The sequence below is a fragment of the Paraburkholderia sp. A3BS-1L genome (assembly GCF_051125215.1).
Classification (GTDB): Bacteria; Pseudomonadota; Gammaproteobacteria; order Burkholderiales; family Burkholderiaceae; genus Paraburkholderia.
This window is the reverse complement of record NZ_CP120442.1, coordinates 320,983-347,786: the sequence shown is the minus strand read 5'-3', so window position 1 is coordinate 347,786 and position 26,804 is coordinate 320,983. Positions and strand designations below refer to the sequence as shown.

Annotated in this window: 29 protein-coding genes; 7 read left to right on the top strand and 22 right to left on the bottom strand. The window is 64.1% G+C overall.

Annotated features, from left to right (window positions below):
* Positions 1-35: 35 nt before the first annotated feature.
* The gene (locus tag P5W99_RS01575) at positions 36-593 is read right to left on the bottom strand and encodes an SCO family protein (protein ID WP_434662388.1); all 558 of its coding nucleotides are present in this window, start codon (positions 591-593) and stop codon (positions 36-38) included.
* A gap of 235 nt (positions 594-828) precedes the next feature.
* On the bottom strand, positions 829-1,587 hold the full coding sequence (locus P5W99_RS01570; RefSeq protein ID WP_421022895.1) for an SURF1 family protein: 759 nt from the start codon (positions 1,585-1,587) through the stop codon (positions 829-831).
* A 105-nt stretch (positions 1,588-1,692) separates the two neighbouring features.
* Here P5W99_RS01570 and P5W99_RS01565 point away from each other — a divergent pair, with 105 nt between their 5' ends.
* Positions 1,693-1,902, top strand: coding sequence for a twin transmembrane helix small protein (locus P5W99_RS01565; RefSeq protein ID WP_035524088.1), 210 nt, complete (start codon positions 1,693-1,695; stop codon positions 1,900-1,902).
* A gap of 132 nt (positions 1,903-2,034) precedes the next feature.
* Here the strand turns inward: P5W99_RS01565 and P5W99_RS01560 are convergent, their stop codons facing one another.
* The 8 genes from P5W99_RS01560 to P5W99_RS01525 all read right to left on the bottom strand — a co-directional run bounded on the left by P5W99_RS01560 (position 2,035) and on the right by P5W99_RS01525 (position 9,413).
* Complete coding sequence (locus P5W99_RS01560) at positions 2,035-2,892, bottom strand: cytochrome c oxidase subunit 3 (RefSeq protein WP_421022894.1); 858 nt, start codon at positions 2,890-2,892, stop codon at positions 2,035-2,037.
* Between the two features lie 130 nt (positions 2,893-3,022).
* Positions 3,023-3,280: a DUF2970 domain-containing protein gene (locus P5W99_RS01555; RefSeq protein WP_421022893.1), complete on the bottom strand. Its 258-nt coding sequence runs from the start codon at positions 3,278-3,280 to the stop codon at positions 3,023-3,025.
* Positions 3,281-3,315: 35 nt separating this feature from the next.
* Positions 3,316-3,909 carry a cytochrome c oxidase assembly protein gene (locus P5W99_RS01550; protein ID WP_421022892.1) on the bottom strand — a complete coding sequence of 198 codons (594 nt, stop codon included), beginning with the start codon at positions 3,907-3,909 and terminating at the stop codon, positions 3,316-3,318.
* A 61-nt stretch (positions 3,910-3,970) separates the two neighbouring features.
* Positions 3,971-4,111, bottom strand: a complete 141-nt coding sequence (locus P5W99_RS01545; RefSeq protein ID WP_213297775.1) for a cytochrome oxidase small assembly protein — start codon at positions 4,109-4,111, stop codon at positions 3,971-3,973.
* Between the two features lie 75 nt (positions 4,112-4,186).
* Positions 4,187-5,797, bottom strand: a complete 1,611-nt coding sequence (gene ctaD, locus P5W99_RS01540) for a cytochrome c oxidase subunit I (RefSeq protein ID WP_421022891.1) — start codon at positions 5,795-5,797, stop codon at positions 4,187-4,189.
* 130 nt (positions 5,798-5,927) lie between these two features.
* The gene (gene coxB / locus P5W99_RS01535; RefSeq protein ID WP_421022890.1) at positions 5,928-7,547 is read right to left on the bottom strand and encodes a cytochrome c oxidase subunit II; all 1,620 of its coding nucleotides are present in this window, start codon (positions 7,545-7,547) and stop codon (positions 5,928-5,930) included.
* A 110-nt stretch (positions 7,548-7,657) separates the two neighbouring features.
* On the bottom strand, positions 7,658-8,134 hold the full coding sequence (locus tag P5W99_RS01530) for a DUF2244 domain-containing protein (RefSeq protein ID WP_421022889.1): 477 nt from the start codon (positions 8,132-8,134) through the stop codon (positions 7,658-7,660).
* A gap of 265 nt (positions 8,135-8,399) precedes the next feature.
* Complete coding sequence (locus tag P5W99_RS01525; protein WP_421022888.1) at positions 8,400-9,413, bottom strand: methyltransferase domain-containing protein; 1,014 nt, start codon at positions 9,411-9,413, stop codon at positions 8,400-8,402.
* Positions 9,414-9,617: 204 nt separating this feature from the next.
* Here P5W99_RS01525 and P5W99_RS01520 point away from each other — a divergent pair, with 204 nt between their 5' ends.
* Together P5W99_RS01520 and trmL are read left to right on the top strand one after the other, a co-directional pair.
* Positions 9,618-10,427, top strand: coding sequence for a ComF family protein (locus P5W99_RS01520; RefSeq protein ID WP_421025151.1), 810 nt, complete (start codon positions 9,618-9,620; stop codon positions 10,425-10,427).
* Positions 10,428-10,481: 54 nt separating this feature from the next.
* Entirely contained in the window at positions 10,482-10,952 is a 471-nt protein-coding gene (gene trmL / locus P5W99_RS01515) for a tRNA (uridine(34)/cytosine(34)/5-carboxymethylaminomethyluridine(34)-2'-O)-methyltransferase TrmL (RefSeq protein ID WP_421022887.1), read from the top strand.
* A 33-nt stretch (positions 10,953-10,985) separates the two neighbouring features.
* Here trmL and P5W99_RS01510 read toward each other — a convergent pair whose 3' ends face one another.
* The 5 genes from P5W99_RS01510 to P5W99_RS01490 form a co-directional block, all read right to left on the bottom strand.
* Positions 10,986-11,510, bottom strand: a complete 525-nt coding sequence (locus P5W99_RS01510; protein WP_421022886.1) for an O-acetyl-ADP-ribose deacetylase — start codon at positions 11,508-11,510, stop codon at positions 10,986-10,988.
* Between the two features lie 90 nt (positions 11,511-11,600).
* The gene (locus P5W99_RS01505; RefSeq protein ID WP_434661586.1) at positions 11,601-12,599 is read right to left on the bottom strand and encodes an NAD(P)H-dependent glycerol-3-phosphate dehydrogenase; all 999 of its coding nucleotides are present in this window, start codon (positions 12,597-12,599) and stop codon (positions 11,601-11,603) included.
* A 35-nt stretch (positions 12,600-12,634) separates the two neighbouring features.
* Positions 12,635-13,102 (bottom strand): protein-export chaperone SecB, encoded by a 468-nt coding sequence (secB, locus tag P5W99_RS01500; RefSeq protein ID WP_035523721.1) that lies wholly within the window; start codon positions 13,100-13,102, stop codon positions 12,635-12,637.
* Positions 13,103-13,281: 179 nt separating this feature from the next.
* Positions 13,282-13,545, bottom strand: a complete 264-nt coding sequence (grxC, locus tag P5W99_RS01495; RefSeq protein WP_238467058.1) for a glutaredoxin 3 — start codon at positions 13,543-13,545, stop codon at positions 13,282-13,284.
* Positions 13,542-13,967, bottom strand: coding sequence for a rhodanese-like domain-containing protein (locus P5W99_RS01490; RefSeq protein ID WP_421022884.1), 426 nt, complete (start codon positions 13,965-13,967; stop codon positions 13,542-13,544). Before P5W99_RS01490 ends, grxC begins: the two co-directional genes overlap by 4 nt.
* Before the next feature lie 224 nt (positions 13,968-14,191).
* Here P5W99_RS01490 and gpmA point away from each other — a divergent pair, with 224 nt between their 5' ends.
* From gpmA to P5W99_RS01475, 3 genes are all read left to right on the top strand, one after another.
* Positions 14,192-14,941, top strand: coding sequence for a 2,3-diphosphoglycerate-dependent phosphoglycerate mutase (gene gpmA / locus P5W99_RS01485; protein ID WP_421022883.1), 750 nt, complete (start codon positions 14,192-14,194; stop codon positions 14,939-14,941).
* Positions 14,942-15,390: 449 nt separating this feature from the next.
* On the top strand, positions 15,391-16,962 hold the full coding sequence (locus tag P5W99_RS01480; protein ID WP_421022882.1) for a S41 family peptidase: 1,572 nt from the start codon (positions 15,391-15,393) through the stop codon (positions 16,960-16,962).
* 192 nt (positions 16,963-17,154) lie between these two features.
* Positions 17,155-17,910 (top strand): HesA/MoeB/ThiF family protein, encoded by a 756-nt coding sequence (locus P5W99_RS01475; RefSeq protein ID WP_421022881.1) that lies wholly within the window; start codon positions 17,155-17,157, stop codon positions 17,908-17,910.
* A 42-nt stretch (positions 17,911-17,952) separates the two neighbouring features.
* On the opposite strand, the gene ptsP is transcribed toward P5W99_RS01475, so the two are convergent.
* From ptsP to P5W99_RS01440, 7 genes are all read right to left on the bottom strand, one after another.
* On the bottom strand, positions 17,953-19,692 hold the full coding sequence (gene ptsP, locus P5W99_RS01470) for a phosphoenolpyruvate--protein phosphotransferase (protein WP_421022880.1): 1,740 nt from the start codon (positions 19,690-19,692) through the stop codon (positions 17,953-17,955).
* Between the two features lie 234 nt (positions 19,693-19,926).
* Positions 19,927-20,196 carry an HPr family phosphocarrier protein gene (locus tag P5W99_RS01465; protein WP_129561055.1) on the bottom strand — a complete coding sequence of 90 codons (270 nt, stop codon included), beginning with the start codon at positions 20,194-20,196 and terminating at the stop codon, positions 19,927-19,929.
* 175 nt (positions 20,197-20,371) lie between these two features.
* Positions 20,372-20,926 carry a PTS sugar transporter subunit IIA gene (locus P5W99_RS01460; protein WP_421022879.1) on the bottom strand — a complete coding sequence of 185 codons (555 nt, stop codon included), beginning with the start codon at positions 20,924-20,926 and terminating at the stop codon, positions 20,372-20,374.
* A 397-nt stretch (positions 20,927-21,323) separates the two neighbouring features.
* Positions 21,324-22,277, bottom strand: coding sequence for a glutathione synthase (gene gshB / locus P5W99_RS01455; RefSeq protein ID WP_421022878.1), 954 nt, complete (start codon positions 22,275-22,277; stop codon positions 21,324-21,326).
* A 115-nt stretch (positions 22,278-22,392) separates the two neighbouring features.
* On the bottom strand, positions 22,393-23,682 hold the full coding sequence (gene gshA, locus P5W99_RS01450; RefSeq protein WP_421022877.1) for a glutamate--cysteine ligase: 1,290 nt from the start codon (positions 23,680-23,682) through the stop codon (positions 22,393-22,395).
* 381 nt (positions 23,683-24,063) lie between these two features.
* The gene (locus tag P5W99_RS01445; protein ID WP_421022876.1) at positions 24,064-25,542 is read right to left on the bottom strand and encodes an ammonium transporter; all 1,479 of its coding nucleotides are present in this window, start codon (positions 25,540-25,542) and stop codon (positions 24,064-24,066) included.
* A 50-nt stretch (positions 25,543-25,592) separates the two neighbouring features.
* Entirely contained in the window at positions 25,593-25,931 is a 339-nt protein-coding gene (locus P5W99_RS01440; protein ID WP_238467048.1) for a P-II family nitrogen regulator, read from the bottom strand.
* A gap of 485 nt (positions 25,932-26,416) precedes the next feature.
* Between P5W99_RS01440 and P5W99_RS01435 the strand changes: the two genes are divergently transcribed.
* The gene (locus P5W99_RS01435) at positions 26,417-26,674 is read left to right on the top strand and encodes an accessory factor UbiK family protein (RefSeq protein ID WP_421022875.1); all 258 of its coding nucleotides are present in this window, start codon (positions 26,417-26,419) and stop codon (positions 26,672-26,674) included.
* The last annotated feature ends 130 nt before the right edge of the window (positions 26,675-26,804 follow it).

The window sequence follows — 26,804 nt, the reverse complement described above, 5'->3', positions numbered from 1 at the left end:
TCGTACTCTTCTCTGTCAGACTCGCGCTGCGCACCTTAACCGATACGCGACCACTTCAGTAGTTTGGTCACGTCCTGTTTGATCCTGGACGGATCCGGCTGCTCCGGGAAACGCATCATCAGGTTGCCGTTCGGGTCGACCAGATAGATGTGATCGGTGTCTTTCGTCTTGTCGGTCGCCGGCAGCCAAGCAGCCACCGAGACCGAGTCGGCGCGCAACATGCGCGTGTCCGGATAGGCGGTCTTCACCACGGCCGGCACCGGCGCGTCATCGGTGCGCAGCCAGACCGTGACGACGCGCTCGCGCTCCGCGCCTTGCGTCGCCCGCACCTGGCGCATGAAGTAGAGCTTCTGCGCGCAGGCCTGCCCGCACGCGCCGCCGTCCACCGAAATCATCAGCCAATGGCCCTTCAGCGAGTCGAGCGGCACTTCGCGGCCATCGTCGCCTGTCACCATCAGCGCGGACGGAATCGTGCGTTGCGGCTCGATCAGCGTGCCATAGCTCGTCGAGCCGCCCTTCGGCTTGATCACGTAGTAGGTGAAATACGAGATCGCGATGGGCGCGCCGCAGATCAGCGCGATCAGCAGCAGCATCCAGCGGCCGCGCTGCCACGAGCCTTTCTTTTGAGCCCCATTCGGCAATGCGCCCTTTGGCGGAGCGCCCTTTGGCGGTGCGCCCTTTGGCGGCGATGCGTTGCGCGAAACCTGGGATGAATCGGGAGAATGCGTCGACACTGCTTGAACCTCGTTTCTGTCGCTTCCAGTTATTCATGCGCTGCGATGCTGCAGCAGCCATTCGTCGCCCGGCGAATCGTCGCCCGGCGAATCATCAGGCGTCCTTCGTGCCGTGAGCCGACTCCGTGCCATGCCCCTTAATGCGCTCTTTTGTCGCAGCCCGGCGAGCCGCGTAAAGGCCGAATCCGAGCGCTGCGGCCGCCATGCCCCACCACTGGAGCATGTAACCGTAGTTGCGTTCGACATCGGTGGCCGGCACAGGCCAGTCGCGCACGAGGCCGTCCTTCAAGGCCGGCACAGCGTCCGTCTGCTGGATCACGAAGGGCTGCAACGGCAGTCCGGTTTCCGCCGCATAGGAGGCGACGCCGAGATTCTGCCGTATCTTCTTTTGCGCTGCAGAGCCGCCCGCCCCTAGTTCGAAGGCACGCGAGGCATCGGCGCGCGCAATGCCCACCACTTCGACCGGCTCCCTTGGGGTCAGATAAGGCGCGATCTGCTCGCGATTCTGGATGTTGCGCGGGAGCCAACCGCGATTCACGAGCACGTAGCCACCGCCCTCCAGTTTAAGCGGCATCACCACGTAAAAGCCTGGCTGGTCGTTATACGGACGATTGTCGAGATACACCACGCGCTCGGGCATGAACGTGCCCTTTGCGCGCACCCGATGAAACTCGATGTCCGTCAGCGGAATCGGCTCGGCGCCCACGCTCTGAGGGGTCGCATTCTCATAACGCGTGATCTGCGCCTGCAGTGCTTCCTTCTGATGGGCGCGGTCGCGTTGCCAGAAGCCGAGCCGGATGGTCACGGCCATCACGATCAGGATGAGCAGCGCGGGAATGAGACGGATCTTCATCGGGCACATCCAATGCACTGCATTCGAATGGCCGAACCCTGCCCCCGGGGACACGGTGCGATAATGAGACAGGCGTTTTCAGGTATGCCAACTTCAGTGAACTTCATGCACATACTTGTCCCCATTGCATTCGTGCTGATCATCGCGAGCATGATCTCGGCGCTTTACTTCATGATGCACGACCGCGGCCGCAGCAAGCGAATGGTGTGGTCGCTCGCGACGCGCGTCGGTCTGTCCATCTCGCTTTTCCTCTTCATTCTCTTCGCGCACTGGATGGGCTGGATCCAGTCCACCGGAATTCCGTACGGCCGCTGAGTTCAGCCATCGGCTCACCGCCTCGCCCCGCCATCGCGCGACCTTCCGCATCATCCGGTTCTGCAAAAGCCAAGGCGCCGCGCCGACAGTGTCGGGGCGGCGCCTTGTCTTATTACGCCCGCAGCGTGTGCGTTACAGCCAGTACACGACGACGTAGAGGCCGAGCCAGACTACGTCCACGAAGTGCCAGTACCATGCGGCGCCTTCGAATGCGAAGTGGTGTTCAGCCGTGAAGTGGCCGCGAATCAAGCGGACCAGCACCACCGCAAGCATCGTGCCGCCGAGGAACACGTGAAAGCCGTGAAAGCCCGTGAGCAGGAAGAACGTCGAACCGTAGATGCCCGAGGCAAGCGTGAGATTCAGTTCGTTGTACGCGTGGACATACTCGAAGACCTGCAGGCACAGGAAGCACAGGCCCAGGACGATCGTTGCCCCGAGCCACGCAATGGTCTTGTTGCGGTGGTCGTCGCGCAGTGCGTGGTGAGCCACCGTGAGCGTCGCGCCCGAGGAGAGCAGCAGCGCCGTGTTGATGGTCGGCACCGGCCACGGCGTCATCGAACGGAAGTGCGAGACGAGCGCCGCCGGGCCATTGTTCGGCCACACCGCCGTGAAGTCCGGCCAGATCAGCTTGTAGTCGAGGCTGCCGAGCTGATGCAGGGCAATCTGGCGCGCGTAGAAGAGCGCACCGAAGAACGCGCCGAAGAACATCACTTCGGAGAAGATAAACCAGCTCATGCTCCAGCGATACGACTTGTCGACACGCTTGCCATACATGCCGCCTTCCGACTCGGCGATAGCGTCGCCGAACCAGTGCCACAGCGTGAAGAGCACCCACAGCAGACCGGCGGCCACGCCGATCGGCCCCCACGACTCGCCGTTGATCCACGACGCCAGCGACGCAAGCATGATCAGAAGACCAATGGACGCGCTGATCGGATGCCGTGACGGGTGCGGTACGAAGTAGTACGGGCTATCGTTTTGGCCGCTCATGCCTGATTCTCCAATTTCCAGTTGCTCCGGACAGTGCCGGCTTTTGCCGACTGTTGTTGCCGGCGGTCTGTCTTCGTTATTCGTTTTCGCCTTCAGGCGCGAGCGCATGCGTTCCGCATGCCGCCCCGCGCTACGCCTGGCCCACCACCGCGTGCACGATCAACAGCAACACGACGATAAAGATTGCCGCGCCGATGATCCCCGCTGCAATCAGCGCCAGCGGGTGCAGTTGCGCCGCGTCCGATTCGAGGTCGGCGCGCCTGCGTATGCCGAAGAACGACCACCCCACGGCTTTCGCCAGTTGCAGCAAGCCGCTCTTCTTCTGCTTTGCCGCGCCGGCCTCCTGGCTGGCGCCGCCGCGTTCTTCCTTTCTATCGTTGCCGTTCATGCGCGTCGTCCCGGTACGCTCACGCCTCGCTCATCTCATGCGCCAGCCGACTGCTTCGGCGGCTGCGGCACTGCGGGCTTGTTCAGTTCGAAGAACGTGTACGACAGCGTGATCGTCTTCACGTCCTTCGGCAGTTTCGGATCGATCACGAACACCACCGGCATGCGCTTCGTCTCGTTCGCCTTCAGGGTCTGCTGCGTGAAGCAGAAGCACTCGATCTTGCGAAAGTATTCCGTCGCCTGCTTCGGCGCGTAGCTCGGAATCGCCTGCGCGTCGATCGTGCGCCCTTCGTTGTTCGAAATGTCGTACATCACCGTCATGACTTCGCCCGGGTGCACCTCGAGGCTCGTCTGTTCCGGCTTGAAACCCAGCAGCCCGCGCGCGTTCGCATCGAACTCCACCGAGATCGTGCGCGTCATGTCGACCTGCGTGTTGCGCGCCTCGCGCGCGGTGACGTCACGCTGCACGAGATTGTTGATGCCGGTGATCTGGCAAATCGCGCGGTACATCGGGATGAGCGCAAAACCGAAACCAAACATCAGGAACGCGATCACCACGAGCTTGATGAGCATCGAGCGGTTGAACCCGCGATCACTGCCAGTGCGATCTGAAAACTTCGGCGTGGACATCGAACTTCCTCGTACGTACACCGGCGCTCAACGCGATGCGAAGCGCCTCTTGCTGCTGGCCTCAATGAGCGCCGAAATACACCTGGTTCAGAACGGCACCCAGAAAAAAGACGCCGACGACAGCCAGCAAAATCAGGCCGAGCCGCAGGTTGCCCGAGCGGATCTGTTCGGGTGTACGTCTTTTTTGTGGATTCCGGGTCATGCTTGTGTTGCGCAGTTGCTGCGGGATGTCTCGCGTCCGGCCGCGCACGGCGGCCGGACGCCCAGGACCGATGGCTTACTCGACCGTCGGCGGATTTTCGAAGGTGTGGAACGGAGCCGGGCTCGGCACGGTCCACTCGAGGCCGGTCGCGCCATCCCAGGGCTTGTCCGAGGCCTTTTCCAGCTCGCCGCCACCACGGTATGCCGGCAGCGCCACGAAGAACAGGAAGTACACCTGCGAGAGGCCGAAGCCGAACGCACCAATCGTGATGACCTGGTTCCAGTCGGTGAACTGGGCCGGATAGTCGGCGTAGCGACGCGGCATCCCGGCGAGGCCGACGAAGTGCATCGGCAGGAACGCGAGGTTAAAGAAAATCAGCGAGCACCAGAAGTGGATCTTGCCGCGCATCTCGTTGTACATCCAGCCGGTCCACTTCGGCGCCCAGTAGTACCACCCCGAGAACAGCGCGAACAGCGACCCCGCCACCAGCACGTAATGGAAGTGCGCAACGACGAAATAGGTTCCGTGATACTGGATGTCGAGCGGCGCCATGGCGAGCATCAGACCCGAGAGGCCGCCGAACGTGAACACGATCAGGAAGCCCACGGCGAACAGCATCGGCGTTTCGAACGACAGCGCGCCGCGCCACATCGTCGCCACCCAGTTGAACACCTTCACGCCCGTCGGGACCGCGATCAGCATGGTCGCGTACATGAAGAACAGCTGGCCCGTGACCGGCATGCCGGTCGCGAACATGTGGTGCGCCCAGACCATGAACGAGAGAATCGCGATCGACGCCGTGGCGTACACCATCGAGCTATAGCCGAACAGCGGCTTGCGCGAGAACGCCGGAATCACCTGCGACACGATCCCGAACGCCGGCAAGATCATGATGTAGACCTCGGGGTGGCCGAAGAACCAGAAGATGTGCTGGTACATGACCGGGTCGCCGCCGCCTGCCGCATTGAAGAAGCTCGTGCCGAAGTGACGGTCGAACAGCAGCATCGTGATCGCGCCTGCGAGCACCGGCATCACGGCGATCAGCAGGTACGCGGTGATCAGCCAGGTCCACGCGAACATCGGCATCTTCATGAGCGTCATGCCCGGTGCGCGCATGTTCAGGATCGTCACGACGATGTTGATGCCGCCCATGATCGACGACGCGCCCATGATGTGCACCGCGAAGATCGCGAAGTCCATGCCCGGGCCCATCTGCGTGGAAAGCGGCGCATAGAGCGTCCAGCCCGCGGCGGTCGCGCCGCCCGGCGTGAAGAACGAACCCACGAGCAGCACGGCGGCGGCCGGCAGCAGCCAGAAGCTGAAGTTGTTCATGCGCGCGAACGCCATGTCCGATGCGCCGATCTGCAGCGGCACCATCCAGTTCGCGAAGCCCACGAATGCCGGCATGATCGCGCCGAACACCATGATGAGGCCGTGCATGGTGGTGAGCTGATTGAAGAACTCGGGGCGCATGATCTGCAGGCCCGGCTCGAACAGCTCGGCACGGATGGCCAGAGCCATCACACCGCCCGACAGGAACATCACGAACGAAAAAAGCAGATACAGCGTTCCGATGTCCTTGTGGTTCGTGGCGAACAGCCAGCGTCGCCACCCGTGGGGCGTCTCGTGGGCGTGGTCCCCGTGCACATGACCGTGGCCCGCTACATCGTGTCCGATGCTAGACATGACTCTCTCCTGAAGCGAATTGCTTTGCGTCTCTTACTACTGTGTTGGCCTATGCGACTGACTGTTCTTTTCACGGCCCGGTGCGCGCCTCTATCCTTCTTTTCGCACGCCGGCGCCGATCAGCCCCCGCTCAGGCTGCCGGGCTGATTTCCACGCGCCGTGCTTCTTTCGCGTCGGCGCCGCCGGTAACCGTCTCCGGCTTCTTGAGGATGATGTGATCCTCGGCGATGCCCGCCGCTTTCAGCGCATCGCGCACAGCCTGCGCGCGATGCTTGGCGAGTTCCGCGTTGGTGTCTGCCTTGCCGCTCGCGTCGGTGAAACCCGAGAGCGTGAACTTCGCATCCGGATGCGCCTTCGCATAGTCGGCCGCAGCCTGGATTGCGTCTTTCGCGTCGGCCGGCAGCGTGCTCTTGCCGACTTCGAAATAGATGCTGGCCGGGAGCGCCGCTGCGTTGGTCTGCGCTGCGCCCGAAGCCTGCTCGGCGCCGCTTGCCGCGCCCGCCTGTTCCGCGCCGCTGGCTTGCGCTGCCGGCGCAGCTTCCGCCGCCGCTTGCGCGCCGCCTTCGGGCATCTTTCCGTTGCGTGCATCGGCGACCTGGCGCGGTTGCAGCATGTCGCCCATGTGGTTGCCCCATGCGTTGCGCTCGAACGTGATCACCGAGGCGATCTCGACATCGTTCAGCGTGGGCGCCCACGACGGCATCGCAGCCTTGCCGTGCAGGACGATGTTCACGTGGCCGGCGATCGGGCCGTTGGCGATCTTGCTGCCGTCGAGCGCCGGGAACGCGCCCGCACCCTTGCCGTTAGCCTGGTGGCAGGCCGCGCAGTTCGCTGCGTAGACCTTCTCGCCCCGCGCCTTGAGCTCGGCCATCGTGTAGGTCTTGTTTGGATCGTCGCTGGCGGCAGCCATCTTCGCCTTTTGCGTATCCACCCACTTTGCATAGTCCTCGTCGGACAACACCTCGACCACGACCGGCATGAACGCGTGTTCCTTGCCGCACAGTTCGGTACAGAAGCCGCGATAGGTGCCCACCTTCTCCGCCTTGAACCAGGTGTCGCGCACGAAGCCCGGAATGGCATCCTGCTTCACGCCGAACGCGGGCACGTACCACGAGTGCACAACGTCGTTGGCGGTCGTGATGACGCGGATCTTCTTGTTGACCGGCACGACGAGCGGGTTATCGACTTCCTGCAGATACGTGTCGCTGATCGGCGCCAGGCCGTTCACTTGCGAGCGCGGCGTCGTGAGCGTCGAAATGAAGCTGATGCCCTCGCCCGGACCCTTCACGTAGTCGTAGCCCCACTTCCACTGGTAGCCGGTGACTTTGACGGTGACGTCGGCGTTGGTCGTGTCCTTCATGGCGACGACAGCCTTGGTGGCCGGCAGTGCCATCAGCACGACGATCACGAACGGCACGATCGTCCAGATGATTTCAACGGTCGTGCTTTCGTGAAAATGCGAAGCTTTATGGCCCTTCGATTTACGATGTGCGTACATCGAATAGAACATGACGCCGAATACACCGATAAAAATCACGGCGCACAACAGCAGCATCATCATGTGCAGGTTATAAAGCTCTTCTGCGATGCGCGTGACGGGCGGCTGGAAATTGATCTCATTGACGGCGGGGCCGCCCGGACTGTCTCCGACAGCGAGTGCCGAGCCGGCGACGAGGAGTCCGCTGCACGCCAGCACGCCCTGTAGGGCTCGCTTGATTGTTTTCATAGCTTCCTTACCCATAAATTCCATTCAAACCCTCGACCCCGCAGGAAGGTTCTGCAACCAGGTCACGCCCTGGGTGCGCGTCATTTAAAGACTCGCACGCTGAATGAACCCCACCCTGCCACGCGTTTGCGCATTCAAGCGGCGCGCGCGAGCCACATGCGCAGTTCCCGCGCGAACTGCGCACGCCGATACTGCGGCAAATGCAAACCGACTGCGACCGCCTGGCCGCGGGACACGAGACGTACCGGATCGCGTGGGGTCGCGCCCGGTTCGACCCGGACCCAGCGGGGATTGAATTCGAACTGCGTGAGCGCTTCGGCGCTCATCTGCTCGATCACCAGCCGGTTCGGATAAAGCCTGATACGTTCGTAATCGACAGCATGGCGCGCATACACCAAAAACGCGCCACCCGCTACCAACAGATCGATGCCTGTAAACGGCAATACCAGCCAGGCGCCACGGATCAACAACAGAACGGCGATCGCGATGGAAACTAGCGCCAGCGATACATAGAACAACACGAATTGCCTGGGCGAAACCGAGCAGTTGCGCTTCATGATCCAGTCCTTCAGGACCGGCTCCGGACTCGCCAGCAGATCAGACGTCTGCATTGCTCGCCTCCCCCACTGCAACACTCGCAGACTATCGCCGCTTGCTGCCTTACACAACTGCGGGAGATCTGGACTTGCTGCGTAAGATTTAGGGCGGCAATCGATGCAGCAACCGACGCATTATAGGCGCGATCCCGAGCACCCACAAGCAAGCCACAATCTGCCGCAAACCCAATACCGACGGGGCTTTCAGCGGTTTTTCGATAATTTTTCGAGGGCTTTTCGGGCGCTAATTTCAGGCATAACGAAAGCCCCCCTTATCACGTTAGCGATTCCTGGTCGGACCACGTCCAATATCTTCTATGCGTACGATACCGTGACCTTCCGCTGTCGTGCGAGGCACAGCCTTCCACGCGTGCCCATAGATTATTTCGAAGGTGAGCGCAATCGTACCTGCGTTAGGTCCATCCTTCAAACGGCGTGCCTCCAGCGCGTCCGCGAGCGAGCGATTGAGACGCCGCGAGGCGAGCCCTTCGGCGTGGTCGCTTTCATGACGCTCATGGCCTTCGCGCGAGAATACGCGGTTAAACGGATAAGCGCCCCAGCGGCGCACATCGGCGAGCAGCTTCTCCGGCGTCTTGTACGTGACAGTAAGCGTCTCCTGGTCCATCACCGGAATCTCGAAGCCGTTCTCGACGAGCATGTCGCCGAGATCGTGCATGTCGACGAAATCGATCACGTGAGGCCGCGTGGGCACGCCATGCGCGGCTTCGACTTCGGCCCAGGCGCCGCGCAATTCCTTGAGCGTGTCGGGGCCGAGCGTGCTGAACATGAGCAGGCCGTTCACCTTGAGCACGCGCTGCCATTCGCCGAACACGAGATCGGGACGTGGGTGCCAATGCAAGGCGAGATTCGACCAGAGCAGCTCGAACGCTTCACGCGCAAACGGCAACTCGGCGAAGTCGGCCTGCGCGAAACGCGGACCGCGCGCGCCGAGCGCACGGCCAATCGAAGCGGGAAGAAAACGCCGCCAGCTCGTGTCGCCGGCGTCATGCGCACGGGCGCGCTCGAGCATCGCGAAAGAGAGGTCGGTGCCGAATACGGGCGCTTCGGGAAAGCGCTCGCGCAGATGGGGAAGGTCGTCGCCGGGTCCGCAGCCCATGTCGAGCACGCTCGCGGGATTCACCTTGATGTATTCGAGGCGCTCGCGCATGCGTCCGGCGATTTCGCGCGGCAGGAACGCAACCTCGTCGAACGTCGCCGCACGGCGGTCGAATATCCGTCGAAGATAGCGCGATTCGTAGGCCGGACGGCCGGGTCTGGGGTGAGACGGAGACATGTCGGTCGTATTGGCGAAGTCTGCGAAGTATACTCGCTCACTCTCATTCCTTCAGTCGCGAGTCTCGAACCTGGTCCGGGCCGTCCATCCATGCCGCAGCAGCACGCACCGTCACCCGCTTCGGCGTCAAGCCAATCGCCCGCATTACGGCGTGCTTGTGCTGCGGAAAAAACCGGAGCGAAAGCTCAGGCTTTGCGACGCGCCTTGGCGCGCGTGCGGCTCAGCGCGCGAACGCACTGGCCGCGGCTTACCGGGTTCGTGCTGCCCAATCTGTGTCCATTATGCGGCAATTTGTCGCGCTACACGTCCAGGGCATCCAACGGCATGCACAACAGCACGCGCGCCGTGCTGTGCGCGGCTTGCGATGCGGCGTACTGGAATGAGGCGCGTCTGCGCTGCACCGTTTGCGCGCTGCCGCTTTCGGGCATGCGTCGCGCAACGCGGCACGCGCGGGCCGGCGAGCGCTACCGGTGTGACGCTTGCGTGAAATCACCGCCCGCGTTCGACGCCACGCTGGCGCTCGCGGACTATCGCGCCCCGCTCGATGCGCTCGCGCTCGGCCTGAAGTTTCGCGCGCGGCTCGCGCTCGGAGAAGAATTCGCGCGGCGTCTCGCACACGCGGCCGTCGACGTGCTCGATACCGGCGACGCACCTGGTCTCATCATGCCGGTGCCGCTCTCGCGCGAACGTCTGATCGAGCGCGGCTACAACCAGGCATGGGAGATCGCGCGACCGCTCGCCCGCGCGCTCGGCACGCGCGCCGACGTTACCCTGGTGCGCCGCACGCTGCACACGGCGGCGCAATCGAAGCTCGACCGCGAAACCCGCCGCCGCAACGTGGGCCGTGCGTTCGCGCTCACGCGCGCGGACCATGGCTTGAGCGGCCTGCATGTGGGCGTGGTCGACGACGTGATGACCTCGGGCGCAACACTCGATGCGCTCGCGCATACGCTCAAGGCAGCGGGCGCGCGCCGCGTGACGAATTTCGTCGCGCTGCGCACGCCGAAGGACTGAACCTCGCCTTTCGCCGTTTTTCGTTTTTATCGTTTTTTTCAGACTCTCATCGCCATGTTCAATGTCGTTCTCGTCGAACCGGAAATTCCACCGAACACCGGCAACGTGATCCGCCTATGCGCGAACACCGGCGCGCGGCTGCATCTGATCGAGCCGCTCGGCTTCCCGCTCGACGACGCGAAAATGCGCCGCGCCGGCCTCGACTATCACGAATACGCGCAAATGCACGTGCACCGCAACTGGGATACCTTCATTGCCGCCGAAACGCCCGACCCATCGCGCATGTTCGCGTTCACGACGCGCGGCTCGGGGCGCTTTCACGATCACGCATTCTTGCCGGGCGACTGGTTCGTGTTCGGCGCGGAAACGCGCGGGTTGCCCGACGCGCTGCTCGAACTTTTCGCGCCCGAGCAGCGCGTGCGCCTGCCGATGCGGCCTGGCAACCGCAGCCTGAATCTGTCGAACACCGTGGCCGTGGTCGCGTTCGAAGCATGGCGTCAGTCAGGCTTCGAAGGTGGGGAATGAAGGATGAGCGAAGCGCGCACGCTCAGTGCGCATTCAGCGCAAACTCAACTCGCGCACGTAACGTGCGTGCATCGCTTCGTCGAAGCACGCGAATACGGCTCGCTCGAACGAGCGCTCGGCACTGAGCACGTCGACCACGGTCTGCACCGCGATCTTCACGGCCTCGTCGGGCGGAAAGCGATAAATGCCGCAACTGATCGCCGGAAACGCAATGCTCTTCACACCGGCTGCACGCGCGCATTCGAGTGAGCGCCGATAGCACGACGCGAGCAACGACGCCTCGTCGCGCGCGCCGCCGTTCCAGACGGGCCCGACCGTGTGAATCACATGTTTCGCGGGGAGCCGGTAGCCGGCGGTGATCTTCGCGTCGCCGGTCGAGCAGCCGTTCAGCGTCTCGCATTCGCGCAGCAACTGCGGCCCGGCTGCGCGATGGATCGCGCCATCCACGCCGCCGCCGCCCAGCAGCGACGTGTTCGCGGCGTTCACGATGGCGTCGACATGCAGCGTAGTGATGTCGACGACTTGCGCTTCGATACGGCAATTTCCAATGGTGAGCATGACGGTCCTCCGGTTCCACGCACAGCGATTCGCGTTGAGGCCGGCGGCTAAAGCCTGAGCGCGACGCCGGGAGCCGGAAGAAATCGCGCCCTACTCCGCCTTCGCGTCGCGCCTGAGCAGTGCACTCACGGCATCGCGCGCAGCCACGCCATCGAACAGCACGGCGCATACCGCCTGGGTAATCGGCATTTCGATATTGTGCGCGCGCGCGAGGGCAAGCACGGCGCGCGCGCAGCGCACGCCTTCGGCCACATGGCCGAGCGTGCCGAGGATGTCGTCGAGCGTGCGGCCGCTCGCAAGCTGCTTGCCCACAGTGCGGTTGCGCGAGAGGTCGCCCGTCGCGGTGAGGATGAGGTCGCCGAGGCCCGTGAGGCCGTTGAAGGTCTCGGCGCGCCCGCCGAGCGTCACGCCAAGGCGCGTCATCTCCGCGAGACCGCGCGTGATGAGCGCGGCGCGCGCATTCAGGCCAAGGCCGAGGCCGTCGGAGATGCCGGTCGCAATTGCGAGCACGTTCTTGACCGCGCCGCCCACTTCCACGCCCACGACGTCGTCGCCGGTATAGATGCGCATCGCGCGATGATGGAAGGCAGCGAGCGTACGCTCGCGGCAGGCGGCCGACGCGCTCGCGACCGTTAGCGCGACCGGCAGGCCCTCGCCCACCTCGCGCGCGAAGCTCGGCCCCGAAAGCACGCCGTTGCTCGGGTGCCCGGGCAGTTCGGTCGCCACGACCTGATGCGGCATGAGCTGCGAATCGGCCTCGAAGCCCTTGCACAGCCACACGAAGTGCGCGGGCACGCGGTTCATGCCGCGCATGGCGCGCAGCATGTCGCGCAGACCCGCCACGGGCGTGCCGAGCACGACCAGATCCGCCTCGCCCGACGCATGGTCGAGCGCGGCGGCCAGATCCGTTTCGTAGTGGAGTTTCTTTGGCAGCGAGATGCCCGCGAGATAGCGGGCGTTCTCGTGCGTCTGGCGCATTGCATTGACGAGCGCGGCATCGCGCGCCCACAACACCGTGTCATGCGCCTGGGCCAGGTGCCCTGCCAGCGCGGTGCCCCACGCTCCGGCGCCGAGAACGGCCACTTTCATTCCGATACTCCGCACCGGTGATTTCGTTTCAGCGCTCAATGCGTGGCGTTGCTCGCGCCTTCCTGCTGCTGCGCGATCTGCTGAAGGCGTTGCTCGTAGAGCGCCTGGAAGTTGATCTCGGCCAGGTGGATCGGCGGGAAGCCCGCACGCGTGATCGCGTCGGCAATGTTCGAGCGCAGGTACGGGAACAGGATGGTCGGGCAAGCGATGCCGACGAGCGGATCGATCTGTTCCGCCGGGATGTTGCGGATGTCGAAAATGCCCGCTTGCTTGGCTTCGATCAGGAACGCCACCTTGTCTTTGATCTTCGCGGTCACCGTGCCGGTCACGAGAATCTCGAACACCGATTCCGCGAGACGCTCGGCCTTCACGTCGACTTCCACTTCCACCGAAGGCATATCCTGCTCGAGGAAGATGGCCGGCGAATTCGGCTGCTCGAGCGACAGGTCCTTGAGGTAGATGCGCTGGATGTTGAAGAACGGCTGGTTGTTCTCGTCAGACATGGTGTATGGCTTCCTGATTAAATTGAGTTGCAACCGCACAGTATCGCTTCGTCTCGCTAAACCGAGGCAATGCCGTGCAGCCGCAATGAGCAGCAACAGACGACAACGCGCCCGCGCAAGCCTTGCCGGCTTGCGCGGGCGAAAAACCGTGGCGCACTGACGCGCCGTTTAAAACTGCGTCAGGCTGCTGCTTCGAGCAGCGGCATCAAGCCGCCGGCGCGGTCGAGCGCGGAGAGGTCATCGTAACCGCCCACATGCGTCTCGCCGATGAAAACCTGCGGTACCGTCCGGCGGCCGGTGCGCGTCATCATCTCTTCGCGGCGCGCCGGGTCCCGGTCGATCAGCACCTTCTCGATATGGTCGACGCCGCGCGACTTTAAAAGACGCTCGGCCATCTGGCAATACGGGCACACCTGGGTGCTGTACATGACCACCTTGTTCACTTCGAAGCTCCTTGTTTCACGACCGGCATGCCGGCCTGCTGCCAGGCGTTCACGCCGCCGTCCAGCACGTGGACTTCGGCAAAACCGGCATCCTTCACGAGGCGCTGCGCCTTGTGCGACTGCTGGCCCGTCTGGCAGACCAGCAACACCGGGTTGCTCTTGTTCTTCACGAACTGGGCAACCTTGGTCTGCAGCTCGCCGAATTCCAGATGGCGGGCAGCGGGCAGGTGGCCCTTCGCGAAGTCGTCCGCGGAACGCAGATCGATCACCACCGCGTTGCGGCGGTTGATGAGCTGCGTCGCCTCGGCGGCGGAAACGCCGCTGCGCCCGCCGCGCTTGAGCGTCGGCCACAGGAGCAACGCTCCTGAGATGAGGACGATCGCGATGAGTACAAGGTTGATGTAATTGGTAAAGAACGTCACGGATGATCCGCCGGGAAAAAGAGAAATCGGTGAGAAACTGATTCGGGCAATCCGCTCATTATAAAATAACCGTTTGTCGCAAGGTTGCCGCCCACCAGCCCGGGTGCGCAATCGCGTATGCGACCCGCAGGACCGGACCGCCGCAGCGAGGCAGCCGCACGACCGGCGCCCCAGGCGCACCCCGGCCCCGATTACCGCTTCCTTCACTACCGACCGTCATTTTCATGTTCAAACTTGTACTCATCCGCCACGGCGAATCGACGTGGAACAAGGAAAACCGCTTCACCGGCTGGGTCGACGTCGACCTGACCGAAAAGGGTAATCTCGAAGCGCAGCAGGCCGGCCAGCTGCTCAAGGCGTCGGGCTATTCGTTCGACATCGCGTACACGTCCGTGCTCAAGCGCGCGATCCGCACGCTCTGGCACGTGCAGGACCAGATGGACGAAATGTACCTGCCCGTGGTCCACTCGTGGCGCCTGAACGAACGTCACTACGGTGCGCTTTCGGGCCTGAACAAGGCGGAAACCGCCGCCAAATACGGCGACGATCAGGTACTGGTCTGGCGCCGCAGCTACGACACGCCGCCGCCCGCGCTCGAGCCCGCCGACCCGCGCACGGCCTACGACGATCCGCGCTACGCGAAGGTGCCGCGCGAAGAGCTGCCGCTCACCGAGTGCCTGAAGGACACGGTGGCACGCGTGCTGCCGCTGTGGAACGAATCGATCGCGCCGGCCATCAAGGCGGGCAAGAAGGTCGTGATTGCCGCGCACGGCAACTCGATCCGCGCACTCGTGAAGTATCTCGACAATATTTCGGACTCGGACATCGTCGGCCTGAACATTCCGAACGGTGTGCCGCTCGTGTATGAGCTCGACGAGAACCTCAAGCCCATCAAGCACTACTATCTTGGCGACGCCGACGCCATCGCGAAGGCCGCAGCCGCCGTCGCGAACCAGGGCAAGAAGGCCGGCTAAGTCCCACAAGCCCTCCAAGCCTTTTCTCGCCCGTATTGCATCGAAACCGCCGCCCCGCCAGTCGCGCTGGGTCGGCGGTTCAGCAGCAGTTCTGCGGCAACTCACTCCCGTGTCTCAAGCGTTTCAAGCGGGTAAATCCTTCCGCGTTTCCGGCTTCGCTGACAAACTTGCCACCTCGCGGCCAGCCCACCGCCACCGCACTGCCAGTTTCCCGCCAGCCCCGCGCCTGGCAAGACCTGGCGGCACGCAATGTGCGAACCCCGCTGCGTCTTGACTGTCGAACCCGCAACGTTCGCCGCGCCCTGCCGCTCGAATCGCGCTCGCGGACATCACCTCCGTCAGCCCCAATCGCGCCTTATACACAGAGCGGTCAAGTGTGCAGTTATACTTGTCCGTCGCTTTTCCATTAGACGCTGCCCCGCGCCTTTCGACCGCACGCAACAATCTCTATGCGAAAGAACCTCAAAAACATCGGCCTGATCGCTGCTGGCCTCGCGACCGGCGTATTTGCCACTTTGCAGATCTCCGCTTCGGCGCAGCAAACCCAGCAGACCGTGATCGAGCCGCTGCCGCTCGACCAGCTCCGGCTCTTCGCCGAAGTGTTCGGCCAGATCAAGCATGAGTACGTCACGCCGGTCGACGACAAGAAGCTCCTCACCGCCGCCATCAAGGGCATGGTGTCGAGTCTCGACCCGCATTCGTCGTATCTCGACAAGACCGACTATCAAGAGCTCCAGGAGCAGACCAAGGGTCGCTTCGCCGGCCTCGGCATCGAGATTTCGTCGGAAGACGGTTTGATCAAGGTCATCTCACCGATTGAAGACACGCCCGCGTTCCGCGCCGGCATCCGTCCGGGAGACCTAATCACGCGCATCAACGACAAGCCCGTGCGCGGCATGACGCTCGACCAGGCCGTCAAGCAGATGCGCGGCGACCCGGGCACGAAGGTCACGCTCACGATCTTCCGCAAGACCGACGACCGCACCTTCCCGCTCACCATCACGCGCGCCATCATCAAGGTGCAGAGCGTGAAGTCGAAGATCCTGCAGCCGGGCTACGCCTATGTGCGCATCACGAGCTTCCAGGAACGCACGGTCCCCGACCTCGCCGCGAAGCTCCAGGACATCGCGCGCCAGGAACCGAATCTCAAGGGCTTCATTCTTGATCTGCGCAACAACGGCGGCGGCCTGCTGCAAAGCGCCGTGGGCGTGGCGGGCGCGTTCCTGCCGCCGGATTCGGTCGTGGTGTCCACGAACGGCCAAATCCCGGACTCCAAGCAGGTCTACCGCGACACCTACGAGAACTACCGCCTGCCTTCGTTCGACGGCGACCCGCTCAAGAACGAGCCGGCTGAGTTCAAGACCGTGCCGATGATCGTGCTGACCAACGCCTATTCGGCTTCGGCTTCGGAAATCGTGGCGGGCGCGCTGCAGGACCAGAAGCGTGCGCTCATCATCGGCAAGACGACGTTCGGCAAGGGCTCGGTGCAGACCGTGCGTCCGATGACCGCCGACACGGCGCTGCGCCTGACCACGGCGTACTACTACACGCCGAGCGGGCGCTCGATCCAGAACAAGGGCATCCGTCCTGACATTCCGGTCGATCAATACGCCGAGGGCGATCCGGACGACGCACTCGTGACGCGCGAGGTCGATTACCAGAACCACCTTGCGAACACGCAGGATCCGAACGAGAAGAAGGAACAGGAAGCGCGCGAGCAGGAGCGCATGGACATGCTGCGCCAGCTCGAGGAGCAGAACGACAAGAAGACGCCGGAGCAGCGTCAGAAGGACCGCGAGCGCAAGCCCGTCGAGTTCGGCACGGCCGACGACTTCATGCTCCAGCAGGCGGTGAACAAGCTCCAGGGCAAGCCGGTGACGGAATCGAAGTCGCTGATGGAACGCCGGCTCGCGCAGCAGAAGCCGCCGAAGTCGGCTTCTGCGCCGATCGCCGTGCAGCCGTCCGCCTCCGCGCCAGCGGCGGGCTCCCCAGCCGCACCGGCCTCCGCGCCGGCGAAGTAATACCGGCGTCCGGCCAGTGGCTTCGCCGCTGGCTCGCCGTGTGTTCGCCTTTGTGCATCACCGTCCTCGCGGCCCGCGCAACGTGGGCCGCGAGGACGAAGCGCCCCGCGCCAGTACAATGAGGTTTCCGTACTCCCGGCGCGCGTCACGGCTCCCCGCCCATCGCAGCGCCCCAGCTCCGTGCGCATCGCGATGAACGACGACCAACTCCTCCGCTATTCCCGCCATATCCTCGTCGACGAGATCGGCATCGAGGCGCAGCAGCGCTTTCTCGACGCGCATGCGCTCGTGATCGGCGCGGGCGGCCTCGGCTCGCCGGCGGCCATGTATCTCGCGGCCTCGGGCGTGGGCACACTCACGCTCGTCGATAACGACACTGTCGACCTCACCAATCTGCAGCGGCAGATCATGCACGAGACGGCTTCGGTGGGCCACGCCAAGGTCGAGTCGGGCCGCGACGCCATCGCGCGCCTGAATCCCGAGGTGAAGGTCCATGCCGTGCAGGCGCGCATCGACGATGCGTGGCTAGATGCCCACGTGCCGGGCGCGAGCGTCGTACTCGACTGCACCGACAACTTCGCCACGCGTCACGCCATCAACCGCGCGTGCGTGAAGCATAGCGTGCCACTCGTCTCGGGCGCGGCGTTGCGCTTCGACGGGCAGATCAGCACTTTCGATTTCCGCGACGCGGCCTCGCCCTGCTATGCGTGCGTGTTCCCCGAGGACCAGCCCTTCGAGGAAGTCGCGTGCTCGACGATGGGCGTGTTTGCGCCCACGGTGGGGATCATCGGTGCGATGCAGGCCGCCGAGGCGCTGCGTGTGATCGGCGAGATCGGCACGCCGCTCGTCGGCCGGCTGATGATGCTGGACTCGCTGCGCATGGAATGGAACACGATGCGTGTCGCGCGTCAGCCCGATTGTCCGGTGTGCGGCGAGCGCCACGGCTGAGCGCGCTTTTCGCCAAGGCGGCTCGCGAGCGCCACAAACCGGCTACGCGAGCGCGAGCCGCTCCAGCGCCGCCTGCAGTTCCTCGGGCTCGTAGGCCGCCAGCACGTCGGCCACCGGCTTCTCGAGCGCCTTGATCTGCGAGCGCAGGATCTCCTGCTTCACCACGAGCAACTGGCTCGGATGCATCGAGAATTCGGTGAGCCCCATGCCGAGCAGCAGGCGCGTGAGCTGCGGATCGCCGGCCATCTCCCCGCACACCGAGACCGGCACGCCCACGCGCTTGGCCTCGCGCAGCGTATGCGCGATCAACTGAAGCACGGCCGGATGCAGCGGGTCGTAGAGATCGGCCACGGCGTTGTCGGCGCGGTCGATCGCCAGCGTGTACTGGATCAGGTCGTTAGTGCCGATCGAAAGGAAATCCAGACGCCGCAGGAACATCGGCAGCGCCAGCGCCGCCGCCGGAATCTCGATCATCGCGCCCACTTGCACGTTCGGGTCGTAGGCGAGCCCCGCATCGTCGAGCTGGCGCTTGGCCTCGCGAATGAGGTCGAGTGTCTGGTCGATCTGCTGCGCGTGCGCGAGCATCGGCACCAGGATCTTGACCGTGCCGAACGCCGACGCGCGCAAGATCGCGCGCAATTGCGTAAGGAACATCTGCGGCTCGGACAGGCTCCAGCGGATCGCGCGCAGGCCGAGCGCCGGGTTCGCGGCGGTCTCGTAGCCATCGCCTCCGCCTATCGAGTCGAGCGGCTTGTCCGCGCCCACGTCGATCGTGCGAATCGTCACGGGCAGCCCGTTCATCAACTCGGCCGCCCGGCGGTAGGCGACGAACTGCTCCTCCTCCTCAGGCAACCGGTCCTTGTGGTTCATGAACAGGAACTCGGTGCGGAACAGGCCCACGCCCGTCGCGCCGGCGTCGAGCGCCGCCTGCGCGTCCTCGGGCAGCTCGATGTTCGCGTAGAGCTCGATCTTCGCGCCGCACAATGTTTGCGTGGGCGAGAACTTCAGGCGCTGCAGCTTGCGCCGCTCGAGCGCCATCTCACTTTGCCGGTAGGTGTACTCCTCCAGCACGATGGGCGCGGGATCGACGATCACGACGCCGTGGTCGCCATCGACGATGATGAGGTCGTCCTGGCGAATCAGTGCGCTGGCCTGCTGCACGCCCACGGCGGCCGGAATGCCGAGACTGCGCGCGACGATCGCCGTATGCGAGGTGCGGCCGCCCAGATCGGTGACGAAGCCCTGAAACGTCTGCCCCTTGAACTGCAGCATGTCGGCAGGCGCGATGTCGTGCGCAACCACGATCATCTCATCGCAGCCGCCGTGCAGCGCCGCGGGCGAGGCGCCCGCGAGCGCCTTCAGCACGCGCTCGGCCACCTGCTCGATGTCGGCCTTGCGCTCGCGCAGGTATTCGTCCTCGACATCGTCGAAATGGCGCGTGAGGCGTTCGAGCTGCTCGGTGAGCGCCCACTCCACATTGAAGCGGCGCGTGCGGATGAGGTCGATGGTCTCCTGAACGAGCATGACGTCTTTCAGGATCATGAGATGCACGTCGATGAAGGCGCCCATTTCGGTGGGCGCGTCGGCGGCGAGGTCGGCGCGCAGTATATCGAGCTCCCGCTCGACGAGCGCGAGCGCGGCGCGAAAGCGCTCGATTTCGCCTTCGATCTGCGGCGGCTCGATCAGATAGTGGTCGACGTCGAGCGCAGCCGGGGCGATCAGATACGCTCGCCCGATGGCAATACCGCGTGATACGGGAATCCCATGCAGCGTGAACGGCACGCGCACCTCCTCTGGTTATGTGATGCCGCGGCAAACCGCTGCAATGCGCTCTCTCTGACCCCGACTTTCATTATAAATTCCGCAGCGCGCCGATGTGGCCTCGCGCGGCCCGACAATAAAAACGCCGCGAACAAGCGCGGCGTCGTGGAGGTGGCGTGGCGGCAGTCCGTGGCGCCGGCAATGATCAGAGCGGCGGCAAGTACCGGGAAGACATAGCACGCCGATACGTGGAATTCACTGGCCTTCGCCGAATTTGTCGGCGATGAGCTTGAGCATCGCGCCCATGGCGTCGGCTTCGTCGGGGCCTTCGGTTTCGATCAGCACCGTGCTGCCGATGCCGGCCGCCAGCATCATCACGCCCATGATGCTCTTGGCGTTGATCCGGCGGCCATTGCGGCTCATCCAGATTTCCGACTGATAGTTGCCGGCCAGTTGCGTCAGCTTCGCCGACGCGCGTGCATGCAGGCCGAGTTTGTTCACGATGGTCGTTTCTTGTTGCAGCATAGTTCGTCGATCCAGGCGCAGTGTGTTGATGTAATGCTCGGTGATTGTGCGTCGCTCGCGCGGGACGTGGGCGCTGTGCGGCCGCTGCGTTTGGCGGTTTTGCCCGTGCGGGTTGCTCCCGCAGTTGGCAACCCGGCCGACCGGTCACCTGCCGGCGGCCAGGCCGATTGCCAGCTCAGGCCGCGCCGGCAGGCTTCAGGACTCCGGCAGCAAAGCCGCTCGGCGCCTTGGCGCTTTCCGTTCCGCCCGCGAGGCTTGCTGCGCCCGCTGCGGCCTGCTCCGCCGCATCGGCGGCAGCCTCGGCGCACGGCGTGGGTGCGCAGCCGCATTCGGGCGCGGGCGTGCCCGGCCCGATCGTCTGAATGCCCTTGCTCGCACCTGCAAGCGCTTTTTCCACCAGCATATCGAGCGACGTCGTGCGGTAGCACACGGCGCGCACGAGCATCGGCAGATTGACGCCCGCCAGCACGCGCACCTGTGGCACGGTGGCAAGCCGGGCAGCGATATTCGAAGGCGTGGCGCCGAACATGTCGGTGAGCACGAGCGCGCCGTTCTCCTCGCGCAGACGCTCGATTTCGGACGTCGCCTGCGCGACCACCTCGGCGGGGTCGCTGTCGGGCAACACATCGAGCGCGCCGATGCGCGCCGGACAGCCACCATAGATATGAGCGATGCACTCGCGCAGCGCGGTGGCGAGCGGTGCGTGGGCGATGATCAGAATTCCTGCCATATCAGTACTCGCCGGGCCGCCCCAAGGGTACTGACACCCCCTCGGGGGGCAGCGAACGCAGGGCGCGTTGGGGGTAGTTCATATTTCAGCGTGACTGCAAATGACGGCTTCAGTTGATGCCGGGCCTGTCCCGGCAGCGACGAACCTGTGGCCAGCCGTGAGCCAGCAGGGTCGGAACATACGCCGCGCGGCTACCCGGGCGCGCCTTGAAGCACATCTCGAGGCACACCGGACAACCGCCGCGAAACGCAGGCTCGCGGCATTGTAACAGGGTCATTTTCGCGCACACCAAGCGGTTTTGCTTGTAGTTTTGCGTTGCGAAATACTCATGCGCCGGACACCCCCGGCTACACAGGCCGCAGCCCTCATCAACTACATGGCGCCGCCGCGCGGGGAATCAAGCCGCCGCGCGCTCCAGCGCGTCGATGAACATCGCTGCCACGTCGAAGCCGGTCTGCTCCATGATTTCGCGAAAGCAGGTCGGGCTCGTCACGTTGACTTCGGTGAGCCAGTCACCAATAGCATCGAGCCCCACGAGCAGCAGGCCGCGTGCCGCGAGCACCGGTCCGAGCGCCTTCGCGATCTCCATGTCGCGCGCGGTGAGCGGCTGCGCGACGCCCAGGCCGCCCGCCGCGAGGTTGCCGCGCACCTCGTTGCCCTGCGGAATGCGTGCGAGCGAATACGGCACCGGCTCGCCGCCGATCAGCAGGATGCGCTTGTCGCCTGCCTTGATTTCAGGGATGAACTTCTGCGCCATCACGCTGCGCGCGCCGTCGTGGCTCAGCATCTCGATGATCGAGCCGAGGTTCATGCCGTCCGCCTTCACGCGGAACACGCCCATGCCGCCCATGCCGTCGAGCGGCTTGAGGATCACGTCCTGATGCTCTTCGTGGAACTTGCGCAGCCGCGCCGCGCTGCGCGTGACGAGCGTGGGCGCAACGAACTGCGGAAATTCGCCGATGGCGAGCTTTTCCGAGTGATCGCGAATCGATTGCGGCTTGTTGAAGATCTTCGCGCCCGCGCGCTCGGCGATTTCGAGCAGCCACGTGGAGGTCACATACTCCATGTCGAACGGGGGGTCCTTGCGCATGATGACCGCATCGAAACCGGTAAGCGCGCGCTCGTCCTGCGTGGCCTTGAACCAGGTTTCACGATGCAGGTCCGCCGTGTCGCCGACAATGTCGAAGCGCCGCACATCGGCTTCGACCTGGCCGTTCACCCATGCCAGATGCTGGGGCTCGCACGCAAACAGCGTATGGCCGCGCTTCGCGGCCTCGGCCATCATCGCGTAAGTCGAGTCCTTGTAGATCTTGAACCGCTCGAGCGGATCGGCGATGAAGAGAATGTCCATATCGTCTCTGCCTTGTCCCTGCCTGGTGCCCGCTTCGTGCGGGGCGTTATGACGGCAACGCCCGCTCAGGGCGGGCGCTGCGTTGAATTTTCCGAAAAACGACGGTCGCTGAGGCTTACACCTGAATCGCCTCGGGGTCGGTCTTCTCCAGCTCGACCGACGCCGCGAGCAAGCCCAGACGCGCCACCACGCCGTACATGTAGAAGCGGTTGGGCGGCGCCGCGCCCGGCTTGGCGCGCGTGTCGGGCAGCGCCGTGTGCTCGAAGCCGAGCGGCACGTAGTGCATGCCCGGCGCATTCAGATTCTGGTCGCGCTCGCGGCTGCCATGCGCGCGGTAGAAACCGCCCACCACATAGCGGTCGATCATGTAGACGACCGGCTCGGCCACTTCGTCGCCAATATGCTCGAACGTGTAGACGCCCTCCTGCACGATCACGTCGCGCACTTCGAGTCCGTCCTTCGTGGCCGACATCTTCGCACGTTCGCGCTTGGTGAGCGCGGCGACCTCGGAGGCGTCGTGCACCGTCATCACGCCGCGGCCGTCGGTGCCGGCGTCGGACTTGATCACCACGTAGGGTTTTTCGGTGATGCCATACTCGCGATACTTCTTCGCGATCTTCTTGAGCACCGCGTCGATAGACGCCGCCAGCTTCTCCTCGCCCGTGCGCGCCTCGAAATCGACGCCTTCCACGTGCGCGAAGTACGGATTGATCATCCACGGATCGACGCCCACCATCTTCGCGAACTTCTTCGCCACGTCGTCGTAGCAGGAAAAGTGCGTGGACTTGCGGCGCACCGCCCAGCCCGCGTGCAGCGGCGGCAGCACGTATTGCTCGTGCAGGTTCTCCAGCACCGGCGGAATGCCGCCCGAGAGATCGTTGTTCAGCAGGATCGAGCACGGATCGAAGTTCTTCAGACCCAAACGCCGCTGCGAGCGCTCGAGTGGCTCGAGCACGATCTTCTGGCCATCCGCGAGCGAGATCGTGACCGGCCCGGCGATGGTTTCGTCGAGCGTGCCGAAGCGCACGTTCAGGCCCGCCTGGCGCATGATCGTGGCCAGGCGCGCGACGTTCTCCAGATAGAACGCATTGCGCGTGTGCATCTCGGGGATCACGAGCAGGTTCTTGGCGTCCGGGCAGATCTTTTCGATGGCCGCCATGGCGGCCTGCACGGCGAGCGGCAGCACTTCCTGCGGCAGGCAGTTGAAGGCGCCCGGAAACAGATTGGTGTCGACCGGCGCGAGCTTGAAGCCGGCGTTGCGCAAGTCCACCGAACAGTAGAACGGCGGCGTGTGCTCCATCCATTCAAGGCGGAACCAGCGCTCGATGGACGGCGTCGCGTCGAGGATGCGCTGCTCGAGTTCGAGAAGCGGACCGTTCAACGCCGTAACCAGATGCGGGACCATAAGGTAATACTCGCGGACAAAAGCTGATTGAGGGTAAGCAAACCGGGAGCGTATCTGGGGACGATTGCAGTGGTTGCAAGACGGCCTTTCCCTTACTGTTCATAGGGTTATAGCCGCCACGCCCTGCTCCCGGCCATGCGCCCCACCATCTAGAACGAATATCCATTCTGGACCGCGCGCAGGGTCCGGCGCAATGGAGACACACGAAAAGAAGGGGCACTAACGCCAACGTGAAGGAAATCAGGCTTATTCCCTTCTCGCATTGCGTGCGCCCTGAAAAAGAAAAAGGGCCCGCCGTGTGAGGCGGGCCCAGGTCGCTGCGCTCCGTAATGCCTGCTTGCTATTTTTTGCTGCTTATCGATTCAAACCTGCGCGGCACGTTCATTCCACGCGTTCGCCGTGCAGAACCACGTCGAGGCCTTCGCGCTCTTCTTCTTCGCTCACGCGCAGGCCCATCACCATGTCGATCACCTTGAGCAGGACGAAGCTCACCACGCCGCTGTAGACGAGGGTCGTGAGCACGCCCTTGGCCTGGAGGATGACGCTTCCATCCGCGCCGCCGATGTCCTTCACTGCGAACACGCCGGTCAGCAGCGCACCGATGATGCCGCCCACGCCGTGCACGCCGAACGCGTCGAGCGAATCGTCATAGTTGAACTTGTGCTTGAGCCAGGTGGCCGACCAGAAGCAGACCACGCCCGCCACCACGCCGATCACGATCGCGCCCATCACGCCGACGAAGCCCGACGCCGGCGTCACGGCCACAAGCCCCGCCACCGCGCCCGAAGCGATGCCGAGCACCGAGGGCTTGCCCTTGGCGATCCACTCGGCGAACATCCAGCCGAGCGCCGCGCAGGCGGTCGCCACTTGCGTCGTGAGCATCGCGAAGCCGGCACGGCCGTCGGCGGCGACTGCCGAGCCCGCGTTGAAGCCGAACCAGCCCACCCACAGCATGGCCGCGCCGATCAGCGTGAGCACGAGGTTGTGCGGCGCCATGGCTTCGCGGCCATAGCCCACGCGCTTGCCGAGCACGATGCAGCACACGAGACCCGCGATGCCGGCGTTGATGTGCACCACCGTGCCGCCTGCGAAGTCGAGAATGCCTGCGCTCGCGAGCCAGCCCGTCGGCTCCCACACGATGTGCGCGATCGGCGCGTAGACGATGATCGACCACAGCGACATGAACACGAGCATCGCCGAGAACTTCATGCGGTCGGCGAACGCGCCGGTGATGAGCGCCGGCGTGATGATCGCGAACGTCATTTGATAGACGAAGTACACGGTCTCGGGGATGGTCGGCGCGAGGTGGCTCACGGTGAGCGTCGTCGCCTTGTCGCCCTTGATGTAGTTCATGCCCTCGAGGAACACGCGCGAGAAGCCGCCGATGAACGCGTTGCCCGGCGTGAACGCGAGGGTGTAACCCACCACCGTCCAGATCACCGTCACGAGGCAGGTGATCGCGAAGCTCTGCATGAGCGTCGCGAGCACGTTCTTCTTGCGGACCATGCCGCCGTAGAAGAGCGCGAGGCCCGGAATCGTCATGAACAAGACGAGCGCGGTGGAGGTGAGCATCCACGCGGTGTCGCCCGAGTTGATCTTCGACGAATCCACCGAGAACGGCGCGGTCGGAGCCGCGGGCGCGGCTGCTGCAGCGGCCGAGGCGTCGGCGGGCGCGCTTGCAGCGGGAGCGGGGGCGGCTACGGCCGCCGGGGCCGATGCTGCGGGCGCGGAGGCCGCGGGAGCCGATGCTGCCGGCGCGGAGGCTGCGGTGGGTGCGGACGCATCGTCGGCCAGTGCGGCGCCGATGCCGCCGGCCAGCAGCGAGCCGGCCATCAGCAGGGACATCAAAAGTTTGCGCATCTCGGTTTCCTCTAGTCTCTCTCGTCTGTCACAAGGACTTTATTGGGTACTCACAGCGCGTCGGCGCCGGTCTCGCCGGTGCGGATGCGAATGACTTGTTCGATGGGGGCGACGAAGATCTTGCCGTCGCCGATCTTGCCGGTGCGGGCGGCGCGCTCGATCGCCTCGATGGCCTGATCGACGATGTCGTCGGAGACGGCGGCTTCGATCTTGACCTTGGGCAGGAAATCGACGACGTATTCCGCGCCCCGGTATAGCTCGGTGTGCCCCTTCTGACGGCCGAAGCCCTTCACCTCGGTGACCGTGATCCCCGAGACGCCAATAGCCGAGAGGGCCTCGCGCGCCTCATCGAGCTTGAACGGCTTGATGATTGCTGTGATTAGTTTCATGTAGTCCTCGTTGCGGTTGCTGTGCCGTTGTTCCGTAGTGATGCCGTATGCGTGATTCAGTGCGAAGCAGTATTAGCAACACCCGTGCCAATTAGCGCGGACCGCTTTTCTGATGGATTTCGATGCACGAATCCCGCAAGCCGTGGACAATGCCGATCCACGCATGCCAATCCCCGCCACGCGGGCGGGCGCGGCCTGCGCCGGGGTCCTGGCCGAACGGCCAGCGCGCGGGCCGCGCGGTGGCGGCGCCTGTCGATCGTTGCTAGAGTGTTTTCAGTCAGGCCGGCGCGGCGCCCGGGCATCGCAGGCATGTCAGCGCCCCATATGAGGCGCCGCAGGCACATGGCGGGCGCGCCGTGCACCAGTTGCGTTCACGGGCTGCACGCCTCGCACCAGGATTGGTCACGATCCAAAGCGAGGCACAGTCGAAACGAAATCTGCACACTTTTTGTGCAGCGAATTGATTAAGTAGTAAGGGGAACCGAATGAAACAGCCAAACGACGTATTCAACGATCTGCAATCGAAAATGGGCGAGCTCTTGAAGAACTCGCCGGCGCGCGACGTCGAGCGCAATTTGCGCGCCATGCTCTCACAAGGCTTTTCGAAGCTCGATCTCGTTACCCGCGAAGAGTTCGACGCGCAGACGCAAGTGCTGGTGCGCACGCGCCAGCGCCTCGAAGAGCTCGAGCGCCGCGTGGCTGAACTCGAACAGAAGCAGCCGGTGACTGGCCAGTCATCCTGATTAATTCGGTGCACCACCGCTAAGGCAAGCGAGCCGTAACCGTTCCGCAATGGAACCGTAAAGGGGCACGCGCGTCACCAGCCTGGCGCATGAAGGGTGGCTTCATCGGCTCACCGTCGTGTGCCCCTTC

Bases quoted from the DNA above. Each gene is read 5' to 3' on its own strand.
- P5W99_RS01575 (WP_434662388.1), bottom strand. From the start codon at position 593: ATGCTGCTGCTGATCGCGCTGATCTGCGGCGCGCCCATCGCGATCTCG.
- P5W99_RS01570 (WP_421022895.1), bottom strand. From the start codon at position 1,587: ATGAAGATCCGTCTCATTCCCGCGCTGCTCATCCTGATCGTGATGGCC.
- P5W99_RS01565 (WP_035524088.1), top strand. From the start codon at position 1,693: ATGCACATACTTGTCCCCATTGCATTCGTGCTGATCATCGCGAGCATG.
- P5W99_RS01560 (WP_421022894.1), bottom strand. From the start codon at position 2,892: ATGAGCGGCCAAAACGATAGCCCGTACTACTTCGTACCGCACCCGTCA.
- P5W99_RS01555 (WP_421022893.1), bottom strand. From the start codon at position 3,280: ATGAACGGCAACGATAGAAAGGAAGAACGCGGCGGCGCCAGCCAGGAG.
- P5W99_RS01550 (WP_421022892.1), bottom strand. From the start codon at position 3,909: ATGTCCACGCCGAAGTTTTCAGATCGCACTGGCAGTGATCGCGGGTTC.
- P5W99_RS01545 (WP_213297775.1), bottom strand. From the start codon at position 4,111: ATGACCCGGAATCCACAAAAAAGACGTACACCCGAACAGATCCGCTCG.
- ctaD (WP_421022891.1), bottom strand. From the start codon at position 5,797: ATGTCTAGCATCGGACACGATGTAGCGGGCCACGGTCATGTGCACGGG.
- coxB (WP_421022890.1), bottom strand. From the start codon at position 7,547: ATGGAATTTATGGGTAAGGAAGCTATGAAAACAATCAAGCGAGCCCTA.
- P5W99_RS01530 (WP_421022889.1), bottom strand. From the start codon at position 8,134: ATGCAGACGTCTGATCTGCTGGCGAGTCCGGAGCCGGTCCTGAAGGAC.
- P5W99_RS01525 (WP_421022888.1), bottom strand. From the start codon at position 9,413: ATGTCTCCGTCTCACCCCAGACCCGGCCGTCCGGCCTACGAATCGCGC.
- trmL (WP_421022887.1), top strand. From the start codon at position 10,482: ATGTTCAATGTCGTTCTCGTCGAACCGGAAATTCCACCGAACACCGGC.
- P5W99_RS01510 (WP_421022886.1), bottom strand. From the start codon at position 11,510: ATGCTCACCATTGGAAATTGCCGTATCGAAGCGCAAGTCGTCGACATC.
- P5W99_RS01505 (WP_434661586.1), bottom strand. From the start codon at position 12,599: ATGAAAGTGGCCGTTCTCGGCGCCGGAGCGTGGGGCACCGCGCTGGCA.
- secB (WP_035523721.1), bottom strand. From the start codon at position 13,102: ATGTCTGACGAGAACAACCAGCCGTTCTTCAACATCCAGCGCATCTAC.
- gpmA (WP_421022883.1), top strand. From the start codon at position 14,192: ATGTTCAAACTTGTACTCATCCGCCACGGCGAATCGACGTGGAACAAG.
- P5W99_RS01480 (WP_421022882.1), top strand. From the start codon at position 15,391: ATGCGAAAGAACCTCAAAAACATCGGCCTGATCGCTGCTGGCCTCGCG.
- P5W99_RS01475 (WP_421022881.1), top strand. From the start codon at position 17,155: ATGAACGACGACCAACTCCTCCGCTATTCCCGCCATATCCTCGTCGAC.
- P5W99_RS01465 (WP_129561055.1), bottom strand. From the start codon at position 20,196: ATGCTGCAACAAGAAACGACCATCGTGAACAAACTCGGCCTGCATGCA.
- P5W99_RS01460 (WP_421022879.1), bottom strand. From the start codon at position 20,926: ATGGCAGGAATTCTGATCATCGCCCACGCACCGCTCGCCACCGCGCTG.
- gshB (WP_421022878.1), bottom strand. From the start codon at position 22,277: ATGGACATTCTCTTCATCGCCGATCCGCTCGAGCGGTTCAAGATCTAC.
- gshA (WP_421022877.1), bottom strand. From the start codon at position 23,682: ATGGTCCCGCATCTGGTTACGGCGTTGAACGGTCCGCTTCTCGAACTC.
- P5W99_RS01445 (WP_421022876.1), bottom strand. From the start codon at position 25,542: ATGCGCAAACTTTTGATGTCCCTGCTGATGGCCGGCTCGCTGCTGGCC.
- P5W99_RS01440 (WP_238467048.1), bottom strand. From the start codon at position 25,931: ATGAAACTAATCACAGCAATCATCAAGCCGTTCAAGCTCGATGAGGCG.
- P5W99_RS01435 (WP_421022875.1), top strand. From the start codon at position 26,417: ATGAAACAGCCAAACGACGTATTCAACGATCTGCAATCGAAAATGGGC.